Origin of the sequence: Mesotoga sp. UBA5557, from assembly GCF_002425715.1 — a bacterium.
In the GTDB taxonomy this organism is placed as follows: domain Bacteria; phylum Thermotogota; class Thermotogae; order Petrotogales; family Kosmotogaceae; genus Mesotoga.
Genome location: NZ_DIMV01000064.1, coordinates 1 through 19,323 on the forward strand (window position 1 = coordinate 1; position 19,323 = coordinate 19,323).

The 19,323-nt window shown below is 46.7% G+C and carries 16 protein-coding genes; 4 read left to right on the forward strand and 12 right to left on the reverse strand.

Annotation, left to right across the window (positions count from 1 at the left end; all coding sequences use genetic code 11):
* Nucleotides 1-293: 293 nt before the first annotated feature.
* From B3157_RS08325 to B3157_RS12935, 6 genes are all read right to left on the reverse strand, one after another.
* The gene (locus tag B3157_RS08325; protein WP_292590072.1) at nucleotides 294-1,415 is read right to left on the reverse strand and encodes an aminotransferase class I/II-fold pyridoxal phosphate-dependent enzyme; all 1,122 of its coding nucleotides are present in this window, start codon (nucleotides 1,413-1,415) and stop codon (nucleotides 294-296) included.
* 110 nt (nucleotides 1,416-1,525) lie between these two features.
* Entirely contained in the window at nucleotides 1,526-2,809 is a 1,284-nt protein-coding gene (locus B3157_RS08330) for a histidine kinase dimerization/phospho-acceptor domain-containing protein (RefSeq protein WP_292590073.1), read from the reverse strand.
* Nucleotides 2,799-3,485, reverse strand: a complete 687-nt coding sequence (locus B3157_RS08335; protein ID WP_292590074.1) for a response regulator transcription factor — start codon at nucleotides 3,483-3,485, stop codon at nucleotides 2,799-2,801. The genes B3157_RS08330 and B3157_RS08335 overlap by 11 nt, the downstream gene beginning before the upstream one ends.
* Before the next feature lie 6 nt (nucleotides 3,486-3,491).
* Entirely contained in the window at nucleotides 3,492-4,166 is a 675-nt protein-coding gene (locus B3157_RS08340) for a hypothetical protein (protein ID WP_292590075.1), read from the reverse strand.
* A 122-nt stretch (nucleotides 4,167-4,288) separates the two neighbouring features.
* Entirely contained in the window at nucleotides 4,289-5,173 is an 885-nt protein-coding gene (locus B3157_RS08345; RefSeq protein WP_292590076.1) for a DUF4382 domain-containing protein, read from the reverse strand.
* 154 nt (nucleotides 5,174-5,327) lie between these two features.
* Nucleotides 5,328-5,675, reverse strand: coding sequence for a hypothetical protein (locus tag B3157_RS12935; RefSeq protein ID WP_292590077.1), 348 nt, complete (start codon nucleotides 5,673-5,675; stop codon nucleotides 5,328-5,330).
* 194 nt (nucleotides 5,676-5,869) lie between these two features.
* Between B3157_RS12935 and B3157_RS08355 the strand changes: the two genes are divergently transcribed.
* On the forward strand, nucleotides 5,870-6,853 hold the full coding sequence (locus tag B3157_RS08355; RefSeq protein WP_292590078.1) for an acyl-CoA dehydratase activase: 984 nt from the start codon (nucleotides 5,870-5,872) through the stop codon (nucleotides 6,851-6,853).
* Nucleotides 6,854-6,988: 135 nt separating this feature from the next.
* On the opposite strand, the gene B3157_RS08360 is transcribed toward B3157_RS08355, so the two are convergent.
* From B3157_RS08360 to B3157_RS08380, 5 genes are all read right to left on the reverse strand, one after another.
* Nucleotides 6,989-8,182 carry an FprA family A-type flavoprotein gene (locus tag B3157_RS08360; protein WP_292590079.1) on the reverse strand — a complete coding sequence of 398 codons (1,194 nt, stop codon included), beginning with the start codon at nucleotides 8,180-8,182 and terminating at the stop codon, nucleotides 6,989-6,991.
* 79 nt (nucleotides 8,183-8,261) lie between these two features.
* A complete protein-coding gene (locus tag B3157_RS08365; RefSeq protein WP_292590080.1) occupies nucleotides 8,262-9,326 on the reverse strand; it encodes an ABC transporter permease in 1,065 nt (354 codons plus the stop codon).
* Entirely contained in the window at nucleotides 9,319-10,482 is a 1,164-nt protein-coding gene (locus tag B3157_RS08370) for an ABC transporter permease (RefSeq protein ID WP_292590081.1), read from the reverse strand. Before B3157_RS08370 ends, B3157_RS08365 begins: the two co-directional genes overlap by 8 nt.
* Before the next feature lie 10 nt (nucleotides 10,483-10,492).
* Nucleotides 10,493-11,386, reverse strand: a complete 894-nt coding sequence (locus B3157_RS08375) for an ABC transporter ATP-binding protein (RefSeq protein ID WP_414674290.1) — start codon at nucleotides 11,384-11,386, stop codon at nucleotides 10,493-10,495.
* A gap of 103 nt (nucleotides 11,387-11,489) precedes the next feature.
* Nucleotides 11,490-13,256 carry an ATPase gene (locus tag B3157_RS08380; protein ID WP_292590083.1) on the reverse strand — a complete coding sequence of 589 codons (1,767 nt, stop codon included), beginning with the start codon at nucleotides 13,254-13,256 and terminating at the stop codon, nucleotides 11,490-11,492.
* 525 nt (nucleotides 13,257-13,781) lie between these two features.
* On the opposite strand from B3157_RS08380, the gene B3157_RS08385 reads away from it, so the two are divergent.
* Nucleotides 13,782-15,050, forward strand: coding sequence for a fasciclin domain-containing protein (locus tag B3157_RS08385; protein WP_292590084.1), 1,269 nt, complete (start codon nucleotides 13,782-13,784; stop codon nucleotides 15,048-15,050).
* 7 nt (nucleotides 15,051-15,057) lie between these two features.
* Here the strand turns inward: B3157_RS08385 and B3157_RS08390 are convergent, their stop codons facing one another.
* Complete coding sequence (locus B3157_RS08390) at nucleotides 15,058-15,999, reverse strand: hypothetical protein (protein WP_292590085.1); 942 nt, start codon at nucleotides 15,997-15,999, stop codon at nucleotides 15,058-15,060.
* Nucleotides 16,000-16,411: 412 nt separating this feature from the next.
* On the opposite strand from B3157_RS08390, the gene B3157_RS08395 reads away from it, so the two are divergent.
* Together B3157_RS08395 and ggt are read left to right on the forward strand one after the other, a co-directional pair.
* A complete protein-coding gene (locus B3157_RS08395) occupies nucleotides 16,412-17,533 on the forward strand; it encodes a succinylglutamate desuccinylase/aspartoacylase domain-containing protein (protein WP_292590086.1) in 1,122 nt (373 codons plus the stop codon).
* Between the two features lie 32 nt (nucleotides 17,534-17,565).
* A complete protein-coding gene (ggt, locus tag B3157_RS08400; protein WP_292590087.1) occupies nucleotides 17,566-19,305 on the forward strand; it encodes a gamma-glutamyltransferase in 1,740 nt (579 codons plus the stop codon).
* Nucleotides 19,306-19,323: the final 18 nt, after the last annotated feature.

Genomic DNA, 19,323 nt, shown 5'->3' on the forward strand with positions numbered 1-19,323 from the left:
TCTCTCCTCATCTCGTGCTCTCGATGGTCTTCTCTGAAACAGACACCCTCCGCCACTTCGTGGCTCTTCTTCCTCGGTTCGGAGATCAAAGGTTCAATTGCAATCACAAAAGAAAAAGACGCTCTGAAAGCGTCTTCAATGATAATTTTACCACGAGAAATTGTTAAAGTCAACTGGTCTTGCTGTTGACGAAAGGTTAAGAAATCTCGCCAGGGAATCTGCAATCCCTTTGGTTTTGTCGATCGGAATCTATTATTCACATATCAACTACAGTGAGTCGTCGTAAAGAGTAATCATATATTGGATGAATTCAGAAACTCATCCAGCCGGTTCAACCCTTCAGCGAAGCTCTTTCGCCCGAATCCCATCCTGAAGTAGCCGCCTTCGTAATCATACATCGATCCGGGAAGAAGCAGAACTCCGGAATTATCAAGGAGCTCGGAGCAGAAGCGATCAACGTCTCCTCCAAGAAACCTTACAAAGGCAATTGGCCCGGCCTTCGGTCTCGAAACTCTGAATACCGATGAGTGCTTCTCGAAGAAGAGGGCGGCTCGATCCCAGTTCTCAACAACTATCGCTCTGTTCCTTTTTAGGATCTTATCTCCTACACACAGCGCCTTCCAGGCAAGATACTCCGAGGGCGCACTGTTGCAGATCGTGGTGTAGTGTTTGAATCTAGTCATTGATTTCAGGACACTTTTGTTGTGAGATACAACCCAGCCGATTCTCAAGCCGGCCAGTCCGTATGATTTCGACATTACACCCAGCGCAAGAGAGTTGTCGGAAATGTCCGCAAAGGACTTCTGCTTTTCTATAGATTGATCAAGCTCAAGCCCTCTGTAGACCTCGTCGGAAAAAACGAAAATCCCCCTTTCTTCGGTAAAGGAAGCGATCTTCATCAGGTCTCTGTTAGAAACAAGGTACCCGGTCGGGTTATTAGGATTGTTTATCACTAGTAATTTAGTCTCCGGGCGAACAAGATCCTTCAGTTCATCTAAATCAAAGCTCCATTCTTCTCCACTTCTTCTCAGTTCCCAGCGGGTCACTTCACATCCGATTGCATTGGCAACTTCGTACAGGGACTGATAAACCGGAAACTGGCAGATCACATGGTCGCCTTTCTGAAGAAAAACATTCATGAAGTTGAAGATCGCCTCTTCCGCGCCTGAGTGAACTATAACCTCTTCCATTTCGACGGTCGAGTAAAGCCCTGCAATTTGCGCCCTCAAATCGCGATTGCCGGGAACTTCTGTGTAGCCAAGCCACGTATCCATGAACTTCGAGAGGGGTTCCCCGTTCATTTTCAGCAACTCGCCGATCGTCATGGCTTCACAGTCCGACTGGGCAAGAAGGTAGGGTGCGTCGAACTCGTGCTTTTCAAAGTAAACTTCCAGTTTGAAATCATTTAGCTTCATTTTCTTCCTCCGGCTGTCAGTGATACTCGATCTTACCAGACTACTTTCAAACTCGAGCCTGTGACTGGACGCAGACAACGAATCGGCCGGCTTCCAGGCCGTGTCTCATGCTACTTGGAATAGGCCTCACTGGGAAATTCGATCATGAATCTATTGATGCCCTCTTCATGTTCGTAATCGAGCCTGAGATTGTGCGCACGCAAAATTGACAAGACCACTCTCAGCCCGAGACCATATCCGTGAGCCTGCACTTCCTTTACGGATTCATCAAGGCTCATGAAATCGACGGCTTCCCCCTTGTTGGAAACAGATAACAGAGAGAATTCCTCTTCACGGGTCAGTTTGATCTTTATAGAATCGTCCGTAGAATACTTGCAGGCATTGTCAAGAAGATTCATTACCACGTGTTCGATCATGTATCCGGAGGCACTGATCACTATATCTGGGATGATCTCTATTTCAATCTCTTTGTCGGGATGAAGGATCATGATCTTCTCGGTAGTCTCCAGTACAAGTCGGGAGAGATCTATCTCTCTCTTCTCAATTGGTACGGTGATCTCTGTGCGAGACAGAAGCAGATACTCTTCAGAGAGTCTTATGAGCTTTTCCACTTCCTCAAGAGTTTCTCTCAAGGCTTCGCGCATACTCTCTTTTGAGGAACTGCCGGTCAAAGAGAGCTGAAGATTCGATTTCATTACTGCTAGGGGCGTTCTCAATTCGTGAGCGATTCTTGAAGAGAACTGCTTCGCATCGTTTATCAACTGCTCGATTCTGCTCAGCGCCTTATTGATTTCACTTTCAAGCTTTGAAACTTCGTCTCCACTCTTTCTGAGCAAAATTCTGGCATCCTTCAGCCCCGTTCTGCTGATTAGCTCCATTTGATTGCCGGCCTCTTCAAAAGGTCTTATCAGTTTTCTCGTGAATATTGTTCCAATGAGGCTTACGGCTAACAAGATAGATAACGAGGAAAAGACCACTACTGCCAGAACAAACTTCAGATACTCTTCAGACTTTCCTAGATTGTAGAAAGTCACGAATCTCTCTTCGGTTCCTTCGATCAGCTCGACAGTCGCTCTATATCGATGGTCTCCTTTTGTGCCGATTCCTTCAGCTTTTTTGAACAGTTCCGGTTCAGCCCGAAAACTCGCTACCGGTTCATCTTCTATGTATATGGCGAATCCAAAGTCCTCATTTCCCGCAAGGTTCAGAAGTCTGTTTTCTTGACCTGCGAATTTGTACGTGTTGACTATATCGTTATGAAATGACAGGAGCAGATTATCTATCCTGCGAAATTCGAGATTCCTCAGGACAAAAAAGACCGTCAGGCCTAGCGAAATCACCACGGTGCCGTAAGTTGCGAGGTAAAGAAGTGAGATCTTTCCCCTAACCGTCATCTGCAAAACCCCTGAATCTGTAACCCTTTCCCGGAACCGTTTCGATCACGTCATACATCCCAGCCGACTCAAGTTTCCTTCTAATGTAGTTAATATAAACATCAACAATATTGCTGCGCGGTTCAAAGCCTGTTTCCCAGATCTTGTCGGTTATCTCTTCTCTGGAGAAGACAGTTCCCGGGTTTCGGAAGAGCAGTGCGAAGATTGAAACCTCTCTCGAGGTCAAGTCCAGTCTTCCCCCGGAGCAGGTGAAGACTTGCTTTCTCGAATCGTAACGGAGAGGACCGCTTTGTACTATCGACTCTATCTTCAGCTGATTCCGTCTTACAAGAGCCCTCACTCTTGCCTCTAACTCACGCAGATCGAACGGTTTGGGAACGTAATCGTCGGCTCCGATCTCAAGGCCTTCAATTCTGCTGTCGACTTCGCCCAGTGCTGTAATTATTATTATGGGGACATCGGACTTCATCTCTTCTCTCAGAAAGCGACAGAATTCATAACCGTTCATGCCGGGCAGGAGAACATCGAGGACAATACAATCATAGCTGCGCTCAAGGGCAAGATCCAGTCCTTCTTCTGCATTCTGAGAGGCATCCACAAGAAATCCGGAACGCTCAAAAAAAGAGACGACATTATCGAGCAGTCTTTTCTCATCTTCAACTATCAAGAGTTTCATCGAGCATCAATTCTTTCCGTTTTCTTTGCCGGGAGGAGTGTCTGGCTGACCGGGATCGTCGGGCTTGCCAGGATCATCGGGTTTGCCCGGATCGTCGGGCTTACCTGGATCATCGGGCTTGCCAGGCTTTTCCGAAGGAGTCAAATCCTCTTTCTTGCCCAGGGACTTCCGCAGTCTCTCGCTTGCCTCTTCAAGCGCCTTCTCATTTGCCGTTACGCTCAGCGTAGAAGCAAAACTGCTTGCTAACCTGTAGGACATCGTCTCAGTTATTACATGCCAGAAGTGACCGTTCTCTTCCTGTACCAGAAAGATACCGCGAACCTCCTCCCTTGACTGCAGAGAAACAAGAGAGAAGGCGTCAATTATCTTTACTTCTGATAAAATGCCGGTCTCGCTAGCTTCCGTTATTTCGGAAATCTCACCGTCTGAAGAGAGCGTGACTACTCTGGAGTCGGTCACAACCCTTATCAACCCTTCGGGAAGAACAAAGATAGCGAGAATCTCACCAGCAGCTATCCGCTGCACCTTCTGAATTAAGGTGATGCTGAGTGATAGCTCAAAGTCCCCGCCCCCAACCAGGTAACCAAGCAAAGACTGCTCGCTTTCAAGCACAGTACCAACCGAAAGTGCGGCTGAAAACACCAAAGCAACAGCGTAGGCGAGACAGATGACTCTTTTCATATGAGTTCCACCTTCACTTCCGCAAACCATCGACAGTGTTGAACGGATGAATCCCCTAGCGCTTTCCAGTTAATCAACCCAAACTCATTGAGGACAGAAAGAGACTTAACTGTATGCTGCACCTATTTCTCAACCAAGACAATTGTACCAAGATCGACGTCTTTATCTACAACGGTAACTGAAAGGGACTGGTATCTGGATTCGCTTTCATCGACCGAGAAACCTTCATCCATGTAATTGTCGAAGAACTCCAGCCTATATTCGCCGGGACCAACCTTGCAGAATCTGAATCCGCCTTCCTCCCAAATCGGATTGTCTATATGGGTAAACGTCGTAAGCGCCTCGCCATCACCTTCTGGAAACAGCGCTGCAAGGAGAGGCAACTGATCCGCAGAGGCAGCTCCCATTACATCGAAGAGGCTTCCGTGGCGCACATGGATTACGGGCGTCATGTGGACCTTGTCTTCGTGGCTCTTCTTCTCGCCTGAGATCTCGGCCTCACTGACGATGTCCTCCCACCGGCCGTTGATTTTCAGGGATTTCGACAAGTCAAAGTCCAGAACAACATTAGTCACAGAACCCTCGTCAATCTCGAGACCCAGATTGTTGATCTTCAATGATCCAGAGTTGACGGTGACTGGATAGACTATCTCATTGGCCGTCATAGTTGCCGCAGACACTTCTATCCGCAACTGGTTATATACACCGACGACTCCTGTAGTGTCGGGCAGTTTGAAAGTCGCTCCCACAAGAGTAAGAATGTCTACTTCAAATGCCTCGTCGACAATCACAATAGGCTCGTATTCATCGGGAGGAACCTCCTCGGATCCATAGAGCTTTATGCTTTCAATCCTTACGATAAGAGAGTCAATCTCTTCGATAGGGATTACCGCATCGGTAAGAACAACTCTCACCGTTCCCCTGTCAGCCTCTGGAAAAGTGAGATCCACGCACCCAGAGAAGAAAAACGCGGAGAGCAAGACAATCAAGAATAGTAGCTTTTTCATTTTCTTTAACCTCCCTTCTTCGTTTTGTTATGAACCAAGCTTATCCCCTATGTAATTAAAGAGAGATTAAACCATCGCACACAGGAGCTGTCCGAATCTGGTCCTGATCAGAAGCTTTTACTTTGCCAGTGTTGTTCCAGTCGACAACGGGTGGCTATATTTGATATTGGTCAAATGCCACGCCCTGTCGGTACGGGTCGGTGGGGAAGAGATAAGTTGAGGATAGGAATAGCTGGAGCACTCTTATATTTACTGGGTCCATCTCTTTGAAGAACTGAGAATAGAGGTAATTACAACGCAGAAGACCGACAAGAAGACGATTGACAGAGGCATCGAAGTCTCTGTTCCAGAGATCTGCGTTCCGATCAAGATATACAGCGGTCACGTCCTCAGGTTGGTCGATCAGGGCGTTGATTATGTATTTGTGCCCAGAATGGTTTAAGTTGAGAAGGGCAAGTACTTCTGCCCTAAGTTCATGGGACTGCCCGACATGATAGAACATGGAATCCCGTCCGTCAGGTCGAAGTTGCTCACACTGGACATTCAAAGCAGTACTGAAGATATCTCTTCACCAAGATTGATTCATCCAATTGCCGGTAAACTTGGAGTCTCCAGTTTGACGAGAATAGAGGCTTTTGTCGATCTTATTAGAAACTCTAAGCGCAAACGCATTGCCGCAAACAAGTGAAGATTTCTGTGGAGATTCTTGCTGGAGTAGATGTCGGTTCGGTGAGTACCAACATGGTGGTGCTTTCCGAAAGCGGCGATATAGTTTTCAAGTATTACGTCAGAACCAACGGTCAACCTATGGACGCCGTTAGGTTTGGTTTCTCAAGGCTGAGGGAAGAACACAACGATCTCGCCGTCCTTGGCAATGGAACCGCCGGCAGTGGCAGGCAGCTAGCAGCCGTCCTCCTTGGGGCAGATATTGTTAAGAACGAGATTACCGCTCACGGAGTGGGCGCATTAAGAGAAGTCAAAGAAGTGAGGACGATCTTTGAGATAGGAGGCCAGGATTCGAAAATAATACCGATAAGAGAAGGTGTGGTAACCGACTTTGCCATGAACACTGTATGTGCGGCAGGAACCGGTTCCTTCCTTGATCATCAGTCAGAAAGGCTCGGAGTCCCCATAGAGAGGTTTGGCGATCTCGCCCTTCAGGCTACGACAGAAGTTAGGATAGCAGGGCGATGCACAGTATTTGCAGAGTCCGATATGATAGCGAAACAACAGTACGGTTTCTCTAAGTCCGACATTATATGGGGTTTGTGCAAAGCACTTGTCAGGAACTACACAAACAATCTCGGAAGAGGAAAGAAGCTCGAACCACCTTTCGTCTTTCAAGGGGGAATTGCAGCCAACAAGGGAATAAAGAAGGCATTTGAAGAGGCAGTCGGACATGAAGTAATTGTGCCGAGTAACTACGAAGTCATGGGAGCCATTGGCGGCGTGATTCTTGCGCGCGAGGAGATCGAGAGAAAGCCTGAAGAGACGTCCTTCAAGGGCTTCGACTACTTGAATCTCGACTTCCGCCCTTCAAGTTTCACCTGCAACGGTTGTTCGAACAGCCGCGAAGTAATCAACGCGAAAGCCGACGGAAAAATAGTAGCAGTTTGGGGCGACCGGTGCGGCAAATGGCAAGAGCAGCTGAGAAGAAAGAAAAGAGCCTCTACCACTTGAGAGGCTCCTTGTCGTTCCTTCTGAAATCTTCATAAATGAGCTATTCAGTTGAATTAGATCTCTCAATTATCTGTGCCGATCACAATTCTCGCAAAATGCTTACCAATTGATTTTGCAGAAGAGACAGGCCCTAGTTTATGACCTTATCGCCGCTGCCATGTTCAGACCCAGTTCAACACACTTGTCGAGATCCTCTTGCGTTGGACAGCTTTTTGCTTCTATCACGGGTCCCACTTGATCGCACTTTGATTTCGAAGCGAACTGCTGAAGCTCTTTCAGGGCTCCACCGCTCCAGGTATAGGAACCGAAAACACCTATCTTGTGATTCTTCATCATCCTGTTTTCTATCGCACTTACTAACTGCTTCATCGGCGGGAACAGCTCCATGTTGTAAGTGCAACTTCCCATTACCAGCCCTCTGAACCTCCAGATATCTCTGATAATGAAAGATATGTGCGTCGTCGATATGTTGTGAACCCTGATCTTGTCAACACCACCCTTAACAAGACCTGAAGAGACAGCTTCCATCATTTTCTGCGTATTACCGTACATTGAACCGTATACCAGAACGACCCCTTCCTCTGTCTCCTGTCTGCTCCAGCGATCGTAAAGATCGAGAATCCTTGAAGGGTTCTTTCTCCAAACCGGCCCATGAGTGGCGCAGATGATCTTTATATCTACACCCGATAGTTTCTCAAACGCCTTTTGAACCATAGAGCTGTATCTGCCGACAATGTTTGAGAAATATCTGAGAACTTCATCCTCAAAGAAATCTACATCAACTTCGTCGTCGAAAATCCCTCCGTTAAGTGTGCCGAAACCTCCAAAGGCATCTCCGGAGAAGAGGGCTCCAGAGGATTCTTCATATGTCATCATGGTTTCTGGCCAGTGAACCATTGGTGTCATGTAGAACCGCAGAGTTTTTGAACCAATTTCGAGCTCCTCACCATCCTTGACTGCGATCAAATTATCTGTGACATCATAGAATGCATGGAGCATTTCTATCGTCTTTTCATTTCCGATCACCTTTAGGTCAGGAAAGGCCTCTCTCAAAACCTTAATCGAACCGGAGTGATCTGGCTCCATATGATTGACGACAAGATAATCAACTTTCTTCCCCTCAGGTAGCAGAGACTTGATCTTATCGAGAAAAGCAGAGAAGAATGCACCCTTCACTGTATCTATAAGGACGACCTTATCATCTATCAAGATATATGAGTTGTAGGACACTCCTCTTGGAAGCGGCCATAGCGCCTCGAAAAGATGAGTCTCAAAGTCATTCACTCCTATCCAGTGTATCCCTTCAGCAATTCTTACAGTATCACTCACTCAAAAAGCCTCCCTTCAGATTCATTATATCAACACGGTTTTATCATGTCTTCTCGAAAAACAGATTATACGCCCTTTCTCAAGAAGCTCTCAAATAACGCTTTCCGGTGAAGTAAAGAAGCAATACTCCACTGAAGGATAGCACAACATTAGTTGTGACAAAGTACGCTGTAGAGACCAACTCTATTCCAAGGGAATGCCTAATAAGTTCTGCCACATACTTTACAGGAAGAAACTCGGACACTATTCTCAGATAATCGGGCAAAAAGGAGAGAGGGAAATATATGCCAGCCAGGAAGCCCATTATAACCATCAGAATACTTGCAGCAGTTTCTGCCGTCTCCGGATTTCTGAAAATAAGCGTCAGGAAGAGTCCAAGTGCCATCATCCCCAAAGTGGAGGAGATTATTGAGATAAGGAATAGCAACCAATCTGTCTGGAAGGTAGTCCTGAACAGCAACCTGCTCACAATCATGATTAGGAGTATCGATACAAGGCTAACCAGGAATCTAGTCAGAGTGCTTCCAAGAATGAAAGTCATGGGTTTGAGCGGAGTGATCTTGAATCTATCTAGAACTCCCCTCTTTCTGTACCTTCCGAAGACGCTTATCACTGAAAACATCCCGGCCGAAAGGAGAGAGATCGCTACGACGCCAGACATCGTATAATCGGCATCGGTTGCGCGAACTCTTCCAGCTGTCTCGGGGATGTTCTCAACAACAATCAGAGACTTCACATTGTTGATTTTCTTCTCAACGGCCGCCGAGATACTTGCCCTGGCCATTTCTATTGTACTCAGCTGACCAACATCACCCTCACGGTACAGATAGGAGATTTTCTCACCATCGAATGTAACTCCCAGCAAGATATCTCCGCTTTTTATCTTTTCTTCCAGGCTCGTCTCATCGTCAAAGAGGCTTAGACTCCATGCCCCCGTCTCCTCAATTACCGGAGAAATATCGTAACTTCCGGTCTGATAAAGGCCTACGGAGGGTTTTTGATAATCACTTGAGCCGCCGAAAAAGAAACCGAAGAGCAGCAGGAATATCATCGGGAAGAACAACGTGAAAAAGATTTCGAGCTTGTTTCTGAACGCTTCCTTTGCAAAGGCGATGAAGACAGCTTTCAACTTGTTTCTACTCATAGCCCATCACCTTCTTGAAATTCGCGGCAAAAACGAGCAGTGAGAATGTAGTCCAGATTAGAGGTACCACTATCAGCCAGCCCACCGAAAGCGGCGCGAATTGGTAACCCATTACCCTTCTACTGAGCTCGACAAGATAGGTGGTCGGTAATGCATAGACCAACCAACGGATCCCCCATGGGAGATCAAATACGGGGAAGTAAAGGCCCCCGAGAAACATCATTATCTGGTACAGAGTCTGCCCGAGAACGGAAACTGTTGAGAGCTTTTTCGAGAAGGAAGCTATCATTAGACCAAAAGATACCGTAACAATCATTGAAAAGAGCAGAGTCAGGATAAACCTGATATCGAAGATTGAACCGCCCACCCTGTAGACAAAAGTGGCCATAAGGTACAGAAGCACCAGCGAGATAAGCATAGTTATTATCAATTTGACGAAGTGGCCAGCAAAGTATTCAAGAGATCTCAAGGGCGTTGTGTAGAGTTTCTTATTCACCCCGGACTCTCTGTACTGAATTAGACCAATGGGGCTGTTCAAAAGTGCTACCGAAAGAATCATCATCAAAGCAACCCCCGGAAAGATGTACTCTTTGTAGTCAAAGGGCTCTTTTTCAATTGTGGAGATAACCCTTGTCTCCGTCACAATGTCTAGGAAATCTCCTCCGCCCCGCCGTTCGATCTCGAGATTCACTTCGTTTATTACTTCCTCCATAATGCTCGAAGCGATCGAGGACGATTCCTTGCCGCTGATATAGTGAACTCGAAGGGGCACCTCGCCCATCTTTAGCGCCAACGCGCTTGTCATCTTGGAGTTGGTTCCGGCGGGAATAACGAGCACGATATCCTGCCTTCCCTCCCTAAGATCATCTAGAGCATCGTCGATTGACTCGTACTCCTTCTTGACAAACGGACCGCTCTCCGAGGAGATCCCTTCAATGACTTCGTCGATAATCTCTCCAAATCCCGCAAGATTCTCCTCCCTCACAATCCCCACTCTGAAACTCACTCCCTGCGTATCGCCCCCGTAAAAGGACCCGAAAACCGACGTCAGGATGAAGTAGAGAATCAACGGAAATATAAAACTCCAGAACATCACCTGGAACTCTCTGATTTCGCTCTTGAAAAGCCCTGACGTGAAATTCCACAATCTGCTCATGAAATCCACCTCAGTCCCTCAGTTTTCTGCCGGTAAGGGTGATAAAGACGTCCTCCAGATTGGGCTTTCGAATCGTAACGTCGTCCAGGAGAAGGCCAAATCTCTTCGATCTCTCGAAAAGCCGACCTAGAATTCTCTCTACATCCCTCGTTGTCACCGAATACTCGCGATTCTCAACATGTTGAAGACCTTCCATATCCAGAAATTCCATAGGTACGGGATCCTCTCCCTGAACACTAAAAGTGACGATATTTTCCGCATCGATAGAGTCAATGAGCTCATCCAAAGTCCCTCTAGCGATTATCTTTCCGTAATCCATTATGATTATTCTATCGGCCAGTCGTTCTGCCTCTTCCATGTAATGAGTCGTAAGGATTACCGTCTTTTCCTTCTTCTTAAGGGCCAATATCGTCTCCCACAACATTCTCCTTGCCTGAGGGTCCAGTCCGGTGGTGGGCTCATCCAGAAACACTACTCTTGGATCATTTACAAGAGCCACTGCAACTGCCAACCTCTGGAGCTGACCTCCCGAGAGATTCTTTGTGTAGGTTTTCGCTTTATCTTCCAGCGAGACCTCTTTGATCAGATCTCTTGATGGAATACTCTTCCGGTAAAGACCTCTGAAAAGGTCAAGAGTCTCTTTGACAGAGAGATATTCAAAAAAACTCGACGACTGGAGCTGAACACCGATCTCCTCCTTCACCCTTTCGCTGGAAGGAGGCAACTTCTCTTCAAAATACTCAATCGTTCCTCCGTCTGGCTTCCTCAGCCCCTCAAGCATCTCCACAGTTGTGGTCTTGCCGGCGCCGTTGGGACCTAGAATGGCAAGTACTTCTCCCTCTCTGAGATCGAATTCTATTCCGTCAACTGCCTTCGTGTCGCCATAATATTTCCGGAGATTCATCACTTCAATTACGGTTTTCGACACTTCTTTCACCACCCTATCGAAACGTCAGTCTTGCCAATACTTATAGATTCTACCAGCTGAAACAGGCGTCAGCTCTATCTCAGTCCTGCTCGTCTATAGCCTTCAACATAGCCTTAGCGGCCCTCAGAGGCCCGTCCATCTCGAATCCCGGTATTCCTAACCTCGTCCTGACCTCGCCAACCGTTACCCCCGCTTCTATCATGGCTTTTAAATAACGATCGGCTATTACCTCATGTTTATCTCGCCTTTGAATTGCTCCAAAAGGATTCGCGAAGTAACTGTAAGTCAGACCCTTCTCGGATGTAGTCCCTTTGGCCATCCTCGCACCGCTCGAAAAGACCTCCGCCGCTTCGGAAGGATCACTGAAAATGCGAAGGTCGTCCTCAGTGTTCTCGTCGAAGTTGTTTGCATAGAGGAAATAATCAATCTTTGTCGGCTTAATGATCTCCGTATAGTTGGAATAGGGGACAATCACCCTGGCATTAATCTCGTTAGGGTTCATGAATATGCTTCGATCCATCGTTGAATAGGCATACCCAGGCTGAAGATCATCAAGACGTACAAAGGCTCCCGTCTCAGTACCGTATGCGACCACGGAACCGGATGAAGTTATGTCGAGAGATCCCATGTCATCGATCAAGATGTTTACCTCGGATACTTCCGAAGAAAGCCTGTTCAAAGCGTCGAGGGTTTCGGACTTACCGGCTCCGCTGTCGCCAATCAGCATTACATTGGCCTTTTTTCCGTTTCTCAGTTTTATGTGAGCCAGAGCTCCATGAATCGGAAGCCTGCCTTCATCGATCACAAGCAAATTGTGAATTGTGAGTATCATTTTTTTCATGTAGCCGAAATAGTCTATCGTGGGATCGTCTCCGACTACTCCCACATAAGTGCCATCGTCTTCTCTGTAAATAACTCCGTTGAAGTCCCCTCTCTCTTCGAAGAAAGAGTTGTCAAATCCCAAAACGTATATGCCATCGGGCTTCTTGTGCTTGACGATATCGAAACTCGCGAGCTCGAATAGATTCCCCAGACCGGCAGCCAGAGCCAAGTACTCTTTGTTTACCACCACGAAGACAAGTTTGGAGCCTACGTGAATGGGAAACAAGAACCAGTCTTTTCCCGAAGAAATATCCAGTCTTCTCAGAACGGGCTTGTCATAGACCTTAAACAATCCCTGTCTTTTGTTTGACCTGGTATAGAAGATTACCGGCGGCTCGAAGACTATACTCCAGACGCATGCCATGTCGTACAGAAAGTCGGCTCCGTCCACCCTAACTCTCTCATCTACTTCAGGGCGATCAACAATGAATCCCACCTGAGCACCACCTGGTTCCTGTCTCAAGATCTTTAGTCTGACATCGGAAACATTTATCAGTATCTGCCTGTACAGGCTGAGTACCAAACCCTTCAGGTCTGTGTTGGTTCTTACAAGAACCATCTGCTTGAAAATTCTATCGAAACGATTCGGGGTGTACTCATCTCTCTTGACTATGAATCTGTGCTTGTTTCTCCACAGAGAAAACAAGCTCTCGACAAACCTTACAAGAAGTTCTTTCTTGTTGCTCATCTTTGGGAAGGAATAATACGGTGAACCATCAATCTTCTCAATCGGATCGATCGTAAGTGCAAGAAGAAGCTCTATAATCCCCTCGATATCGTACTTTATGGAGGTATCTACTGTATCTGTATTCTTCAGAAACGGCTCGAACAATGAAAGAAGCGAGTTCTTCTTTTCTTCGGAATCTCTTATGAGTTCTGCAAGTATCTCTCTAAAAGTATCGCTGTTGAGTATCTGCGAAGAAGCGTTATAAGCAACTTCCCCATTGATCAAAATGCTCCTCATCTCTCTTAGCCTCCTAAATCTGCCGTAAGTATATTATACTTGCAGGCCAGTTAAATTCATTATGGCTCATTAAGTGGCGGCAAGCTAAGCCGCCATTCCTGAAGAAGGTCTTTCGAACTCTCTTTTGTTGATAGTTCAAAATCGTCTGTGAAGGAAAAAACGTGCCTTCTTCGTCTTTAGTTGCCCATAATCTCTTCCAGACTCCCTTGATCGCCTGTAGGAGGATTGTTGTCAAGAACAACTTGGACGAAAGGGTGCTAGAATTCTAATGAAGCGGCCATGAGCCGCGAGAAAAAGAGGTGTCCAGTATGGCGGACAAGAAGAAAGAAGTCAAGAAACAAGAAAAAAAAGAAGGCAAGAAAGAGACACCAAAGAAGTAGCTTCGCTTAGTTCTTCTCCGGGAGCCGGGTCGATGTTGCCCGTCTCCCGTTTTTTTACTACACCGAAATCGATAATTGAAATTCGGCTTTCGTTGTAGAATTCTTATGGGTACAATCTTCGGTCCTCGTCCGAGGAGGTGAGGTGATGGTAAGGAATTTGCTTCTTGTTCTTATAGTGATTTCATCGCTAATTGCTTTTGGGCAAAACGATATTCTTTCGATGCTGCGTGAAACTGAAGAGCTTAGTGATTTGTCAAGAAAAGTCGAGTCCTCAGGGCTTGACGTTCTCCTATCAGGCCCAGGACCTTTCACTCTGTTTGCACCCATTAACGGAGCTTTTGCTAAGCTTCCCCCTGCAACTGGCGAGAAGCTTTCAGCTGATGCCTCTTACTCACAGAGAGTTCTTCTATATCATATTGTTAGCGGCAAAATGACATCTCAAGTTATCGTTCAGAAACCCGAGATCGACACGCTTCTCGGTCAAACCCTTGGAATCGACGCAAGAGGTGGAATAAGAGTCGACGGCGCATCAATCCTAGTCAGTAATATCGAGGCGTCAAACGGTATCATCCACATCATCAATGCGGTGATATTTCCTAGAGAGGAACCGGACATAGTCCAAGTAATGAGAAACACAGGAATTCTTGACACGTTTGTATCTGCTCTTGAAAAGACTGGAATCGTTGATAGATTGAGGACCGAAGATCCACTTACTATCTTCGCCCCAAGTGATATTGCTTTCGCCAGAATTCCTCTGGAAACACGCGAGTCTTTTTTTGAAAGACCGGAATGGATGAGAGAAGTTCTTCTGCACCATGTAGCAAGGGGATTCTATGCAACTTACGATCTGATTGACGAGAATGCGCTGAGATCCCTCCAGGGAGATTTAATCAACGTGAGAGTTACGGACCAGGGACTTGATATAGATGGCACACTGGTAAACATAAGCAATATAGTTGCAGAAAACGGAATCATTCACATCGTGAATCACGTGACTTTTCCAACGATCACTAGAAATAGTCTTCCGTCAATCAGAGAGACTATGGAGTCATCGGGATTCTATATCATGCTGTCTCTTTTGGAAGAAGCGGACCTGGGCGATATGCTAGATACGCGGAGCCCCATGACTGTCCTTGCCCTCTCGGATAAGACTCTTCTAGAACTGGAAGAGAGAATCGGATCTCTTTCGAGTGATGAAGAGACCTTAGTTGATCTGTTGGCCTTTCACTTCATACCCAACGAGTATCTATATTCCGAGCTGAAAATCGCTCAGTCCCTTTATGCTATAAACGGTAAGCCATTGTATGTAAAAGCGGGAGATCGTATCTACATTAACGATGTACCAATAATAAGAAGAGATGTCGTTTGTCGCGACGGAGTGATCCATGAAATTGAATCAGTCATAATAAAGTAGTTTGGTTCTAAAGACCTGCTCTCCTGTGCAGAACCTTCCTCCCCAGTGAAAGCAGCCCCCTGGATGCGACAACGCTGCCGAAGGCTAGTGTTCCTAGCTTTCCTCCGGCTCCTCCGAAATGATTCGCGCTATATATGAACATTATCCCCATAATCAGCGCACTGAAGAGAACTGCCTTTTCGCTCCTTAACTTCTCTCTGGATGACATACCGACAAAGGAGGCAGCCATCACAACGGCCGCCAGTTCTGCCGCGTTTTCGGCTCCAAATGCAGGCAGTAGCAACCCTCCAAGTAGACTCACCAGGCTGGATGCAACGACGGGACCGTTTTTCAGTCTTATGGACAACACATACGTCAGTACTGCTGAAGCCAGGCTGAAGAGCATTATACTTATCCCGAAGTGACGAAATTCGAGCAGTACGTCAATTAGTTCACATCTAGAGCTTGTAGAAACTATTATCCAGCTGCTGAACGCTATTGCCCCAAGCTTTCCCCCATAACCCTCAAAGACGTCCCTGGCGATGGAGTATAGTGTTCCTGCGATCACCCCTGCCAAAACTATGTGTCCTAAGTCGTGAAGAACATCGGGAGAGACCATTCCAACGAAAGCCCCGCAATAGATTTCAACAGCGTGGTCCTTAACTAGCGCAGCACCTACAAGACCAACGAGCGCTGCGGCCACTATCGCTCCAAGCCCAAGATAAATGCTTACAAAATACGCCGTCAATGTGCCTGCGCTAACCCAAACCACCGAGGTCACGTATCCCATAAGGCTTACGTCAGATGAACGTTTGGGGGGCAACTCTCTGAAAGCCTCCCATACGAATCCGACAACGATTATCGAAAGAAATGGCACCATGATAATCTCGAAATCCAGCGATGAAACTGCTGTTTGAACAAACAGAAGAAGGGTCATAAATACAAGTGATGCAAAACCTAGCCATCTCATCTCAAGCTCCGAATAATTCGCAAGAACTCCCAGAACCACTGTTCTTAAGCGAAATCAACTCCCCAACGGCAAGTCAAGAGTCAAAGGATCATCAAACACAAGTCTTTGATCTTCAATGAGAAATCCGATAGTTATTCGACCATAATAACGTGAGTAAATTAGACTGCATGCATTTGTTTGGATGTATAGACTTTTATTGCTTTGAAATTACTAAAAGGTTGACATTTTTTCAAAGTCCTCCTTGCACAGAATTCAGTAGTATAATCATTATATCGTACCATCATTTACAAGCCTCCCAGATACCTGATTGAATTCAGCGACCCTCTAACTTGAGCTTTTTTTGCTGAGTTCTTGTAGATATGCGAAATGCAAACGGAGTTGGGTTTCTTCGAGGCAGAAGGGACTGGTATACTTGGAAAGACACTTCAAATTCTTGATATTCATTTCTTCTGTTGTGATTGTCGTGATTCTCTCGGCCTTTTCATTCACGGCAATGTGGGAGGACCCATCTATCGTTCCCGGAAATGGCGTAACCGAGATAAAAATGCTGAGCAAGTGGTTGCCATCGATTGGAGGAACCATGCTGGACACGGAAGTGTACATTATCAAGGGTTCTGAAGAGGGCGGTAAGTTCCTCCTTTTGGGCGGAACACATCCGAACGAACCGGGGGGAACTCTCGCGGCCGTGGTCTTCGTCGAGAATGTGTCTGCGATCTCGGGCACTATATACGTAATACCACGTTCCAACCATAGCGCCTTCACCCACAACGATGCTATGGAGGGAGCTCCTCAGTTCTTTTCTATAGAATTGCCGGACGGTACTGAGAGAGTATTCAGATTTGGCTCTCGAAGGACTAATCCTATCTCTCAATGGCCTGATCCTACTATTTACCTGCACCCGACAGGCGCTACGCTTGGAGGAGGAGAAGTATCGAACTTGAACAGGACCTTCCCCGGACGAGAAGACGGTTATTCTACCGAAAAGGTGGCAGCCGCGATCATGAATCTTGTGCTTGAAGAGGGAATAGATCTGGTTTGCGATCTACATGAGTCTTCGCCAGAGTATCCTGTAAACAATGCAATCGTCTTTCACCAGGATTCCGCAGAACTGGCAATTATGACTCAGATGATGCTTGAGATGGAAGGCATCGACATCAGACTTGAAGAGTCTCCAATCAATCTCAGAGGGCTTACTCACAGAGAGATCGGGGATAATTCAGATGCTCAAGTCGTTCTTCTAGAAGTATCAAATCCTTCGCAGGGAAGACTGCGGGGAAAGACAACGGAAGATCTCGTGACAAAAGGGATCGACAAGTTCTACTTGCAAGCTTCCAAAGACGGGAAATTGTTCGCTCCATATGACGAAACAGGTTATCCTCTTGATCTCAGAGTAGCGAGACATGTTGCAACAATCAGAGTTCTAGTCGATTCCTGGAACATGATGTTTCCCGAGAGGATGATCCTTCTTTCGGACATCCCGCCCTATGAGGGGCTGGTTGATGGTCTGGGGACTTATCTTAATCCAGTTTCATGAGAAACACACATTTCTAGATTGGAGGGGAAAGAATGAAAAAAGTAGTATTGCTCGTTACACTTATCGTCTTTGCGTTCACGGCCTCGTTTGCTACCGTGACTGCTCCGACTGTTGCCTCAAGCAATGGAATGGTGGCAGCGGTTGACAAATACGCAGCTGAAGTAGGCGCAAAGATTCTCGAGATGGGAGGCAACGCTGTTGACGCTGCGATTGCAGTAAGTTTTGCTCTTGGCGTTGTCGAACCCTACGCATCCGGCTTGGGCGGAGAAGGCTATGCAGTGATCACAATGGCCGATGGAAGCAAATTCGCTATCGACTTCAGGAGTGCAGCTCCGATGGCAGCTTCTTACGAAGCTCTTTCCGAGCTCGGACTTACGATAAGCAAAGCCAATTACACTCCAAAGGGAGCCTGTGTTCCCGGAGTCCTTGCCGGAATAAAGGAAGCCTGGCTGTTGGGAGCAACACTTCCTCTGGCAGATCTCATTCAGCCAGCAATAGACCTTGCAAGAAATGGTTTCATAGTCGATGAAACATTTGCCCAGACAACTTCAGACAAATACGAACTTGTTCTCGAAAACGGCTTCGATTTCTTGAACGAGGGCTTTGTCTGGGAAGTTGGATCTACATTCACGAATCCTCAGCTGGCAGAGACTCTTGAAAGGATAAAAGAGGAAGGAATCGATACATTCTATTCGGGAAGTCTCGCAGATGAGATCGAAGAGTTCATGATTGAGAATGGCGGTTTTATGAGAAAATCGGATCTCGAGATGTACAGGGCTATCGTTAGAGAGCCGCTTCACGGGACTTACAGGGGATACGATTTTTATGTTCCGCACCCGCCGGTTTCAGGCCCTCAGTTTATTGCCGTTCTCAATACTCTTGAGAACTACAATCTTCCCGCAATGAGCTGGGACGATCCTCTGGCAGTTCACATTATTCAGCAGGCGCTGGTTCTTGGAGACGTCGACAGAAGAGCTTACATAAGCGATCCGGAGTTCTATGATCTTCCTTATGAAGCCTTCATGAGCAAAGAATATGCTAAAACAAGATTCATGGCGATCAATCTGTCACAGGCCTTCGATCCAGCTTCCTACTACGACTATCAGGGAGACGCCTATCCATTTGCAGATGGATCAACTTATGAAGAGGTTCTTCTGGGTGCCTTGGAGTCGGTAGCCGCTAATGAAAGCGGAGTGGAAGAATCGCCATCGACAACCCATTTCTCTATTGTTGACAAAGACGGAAACGCCGTAGCCTGGACCCAGACGATCTCGAGCTTCTTCGGAACCAGCTTTTACTTCAAAGGATTCTTTTTCAACAATGAAATGGCCAACTTCGCTTCCTCATACAGAGAAGGAGACGTCATCAACCTTACAGGTGGGATGAGACCGAGAACGACAATCTGCCCGACAATAATTCAGAAGGATGGAAAGGTTCGCTGGGTAATCGGCACACCGGGCGCCGGAAGAATTATTCCAACGATGGTTCAGCTGGCAGTTGACCTTATAGACTTCAACATGCCTGTGGACCAAGCAATAAGAACGCCCAAGTTCGTTGGATACGCAACTTACAATGATCTTAGAATTGAAGAAGGCTATCCACAGACTACACTTGACTTCCTCGAAAAGGTTCTTGGACATCAACTGAATGTATATTCATACCCCGATCTCTTCTTTGGCGGCCCGAATCTTGTTTCTGTTGAAGAAAACGGTTTGATGATAGGAGCCGGCTCCATAAGAAGAGGCGGATCTGCTTCCGCACCGGAATTTTGAGAAATAGAAAGGATGATG

Coding starts and splice junctions, on each gene's coding strand:
- B3157_RS08390 (WP_292590085.1), bottom strand. CDS start 15,999: ATGAGATGGCTAGGTTTTGCATCACTTGTATTTATGACCCTTCTTCTG.
- B3157_RS08325 (WP_292590072.1), bottom strand. CDS start 1,415: ATGAAGCTAAATGATTTCAAACTGGAAGTTTACTTTGAAAAGCACGAG.
- B3157_RS08385 (WP_292590084.1), top strand. CDS start 13,782: ATGGTAAGGAATTTGCTTCTTGTTCTTATAGTGATTTCATCGCTAATT.
- B3157_RS12935 (WP_292590077.1), bottom strand. CDS start 5,675: ATGTTCTATCATGTCGGGCAGTCCCATGAACTTAGGGCAGAAGTACTT.
- B3157_RS08365 (WP_292590080.1), bottom strand. CDS start 9,326: ATGAGTAGAAACAAGTTGAAAGCTGTCTTCATCGCCTTTGCAAAGGAA.
- B3157_RS08345 (WP_292590076.1), bottom strand. CDS start 5,173: ATGAAAAAGCTACTATTCTTGATTGTCTTGCTCTCCGCGTTTTTCTTC.
- B3157_RS08375 (WP_414674290.1), bottom strand. CDS start 11,386: ATGAATCTCCGGAAATATTATGGCGACACGAAGGCAGTTGACGGAATA.
- B3157_RS08340 (WP_292590075.1), bottom strand. CDS start 4,166: ATGAAAAGAGTCATCTGTCTCGCCTACGCTGTTGCTTTGGTGTTTTCA.
- B3157_RS08335 (WP_292590074.1), bottom strand. CDS start 3,485: ATGAAACTCTTGATAGTTGAAGATGAGAAAAGACTGCTCGATAATGTC.
- ggt (WP_292590087.1), top strand. CDS start 17,566: ATGAAAAAAGTAGTATTGCTCGTTACACTTATCGTCTTTGCGTTCACG.
- B3157_RS08370 (WP_292590081.1), bottom strand. CDS start 10,482: ATGAGCAGATTGTGGAATTTCACGTCAGGGCTTTTCAAGAGCGAAATC.
- B3157_RS08330 (WP_292590073.1), bottom strand. CDS start 2,809: ATGACGGTTAGGGGAAAGATCTCACTTCTTTACCTCGCAACTTACGGC.
- B3157_RS08380 (WP_292590083.1), bottom strand. CDS start 13,256: ATGAGGAGCATTTTGATCAATGGGGAAGTTGCTTATAACGCTTCTTCG.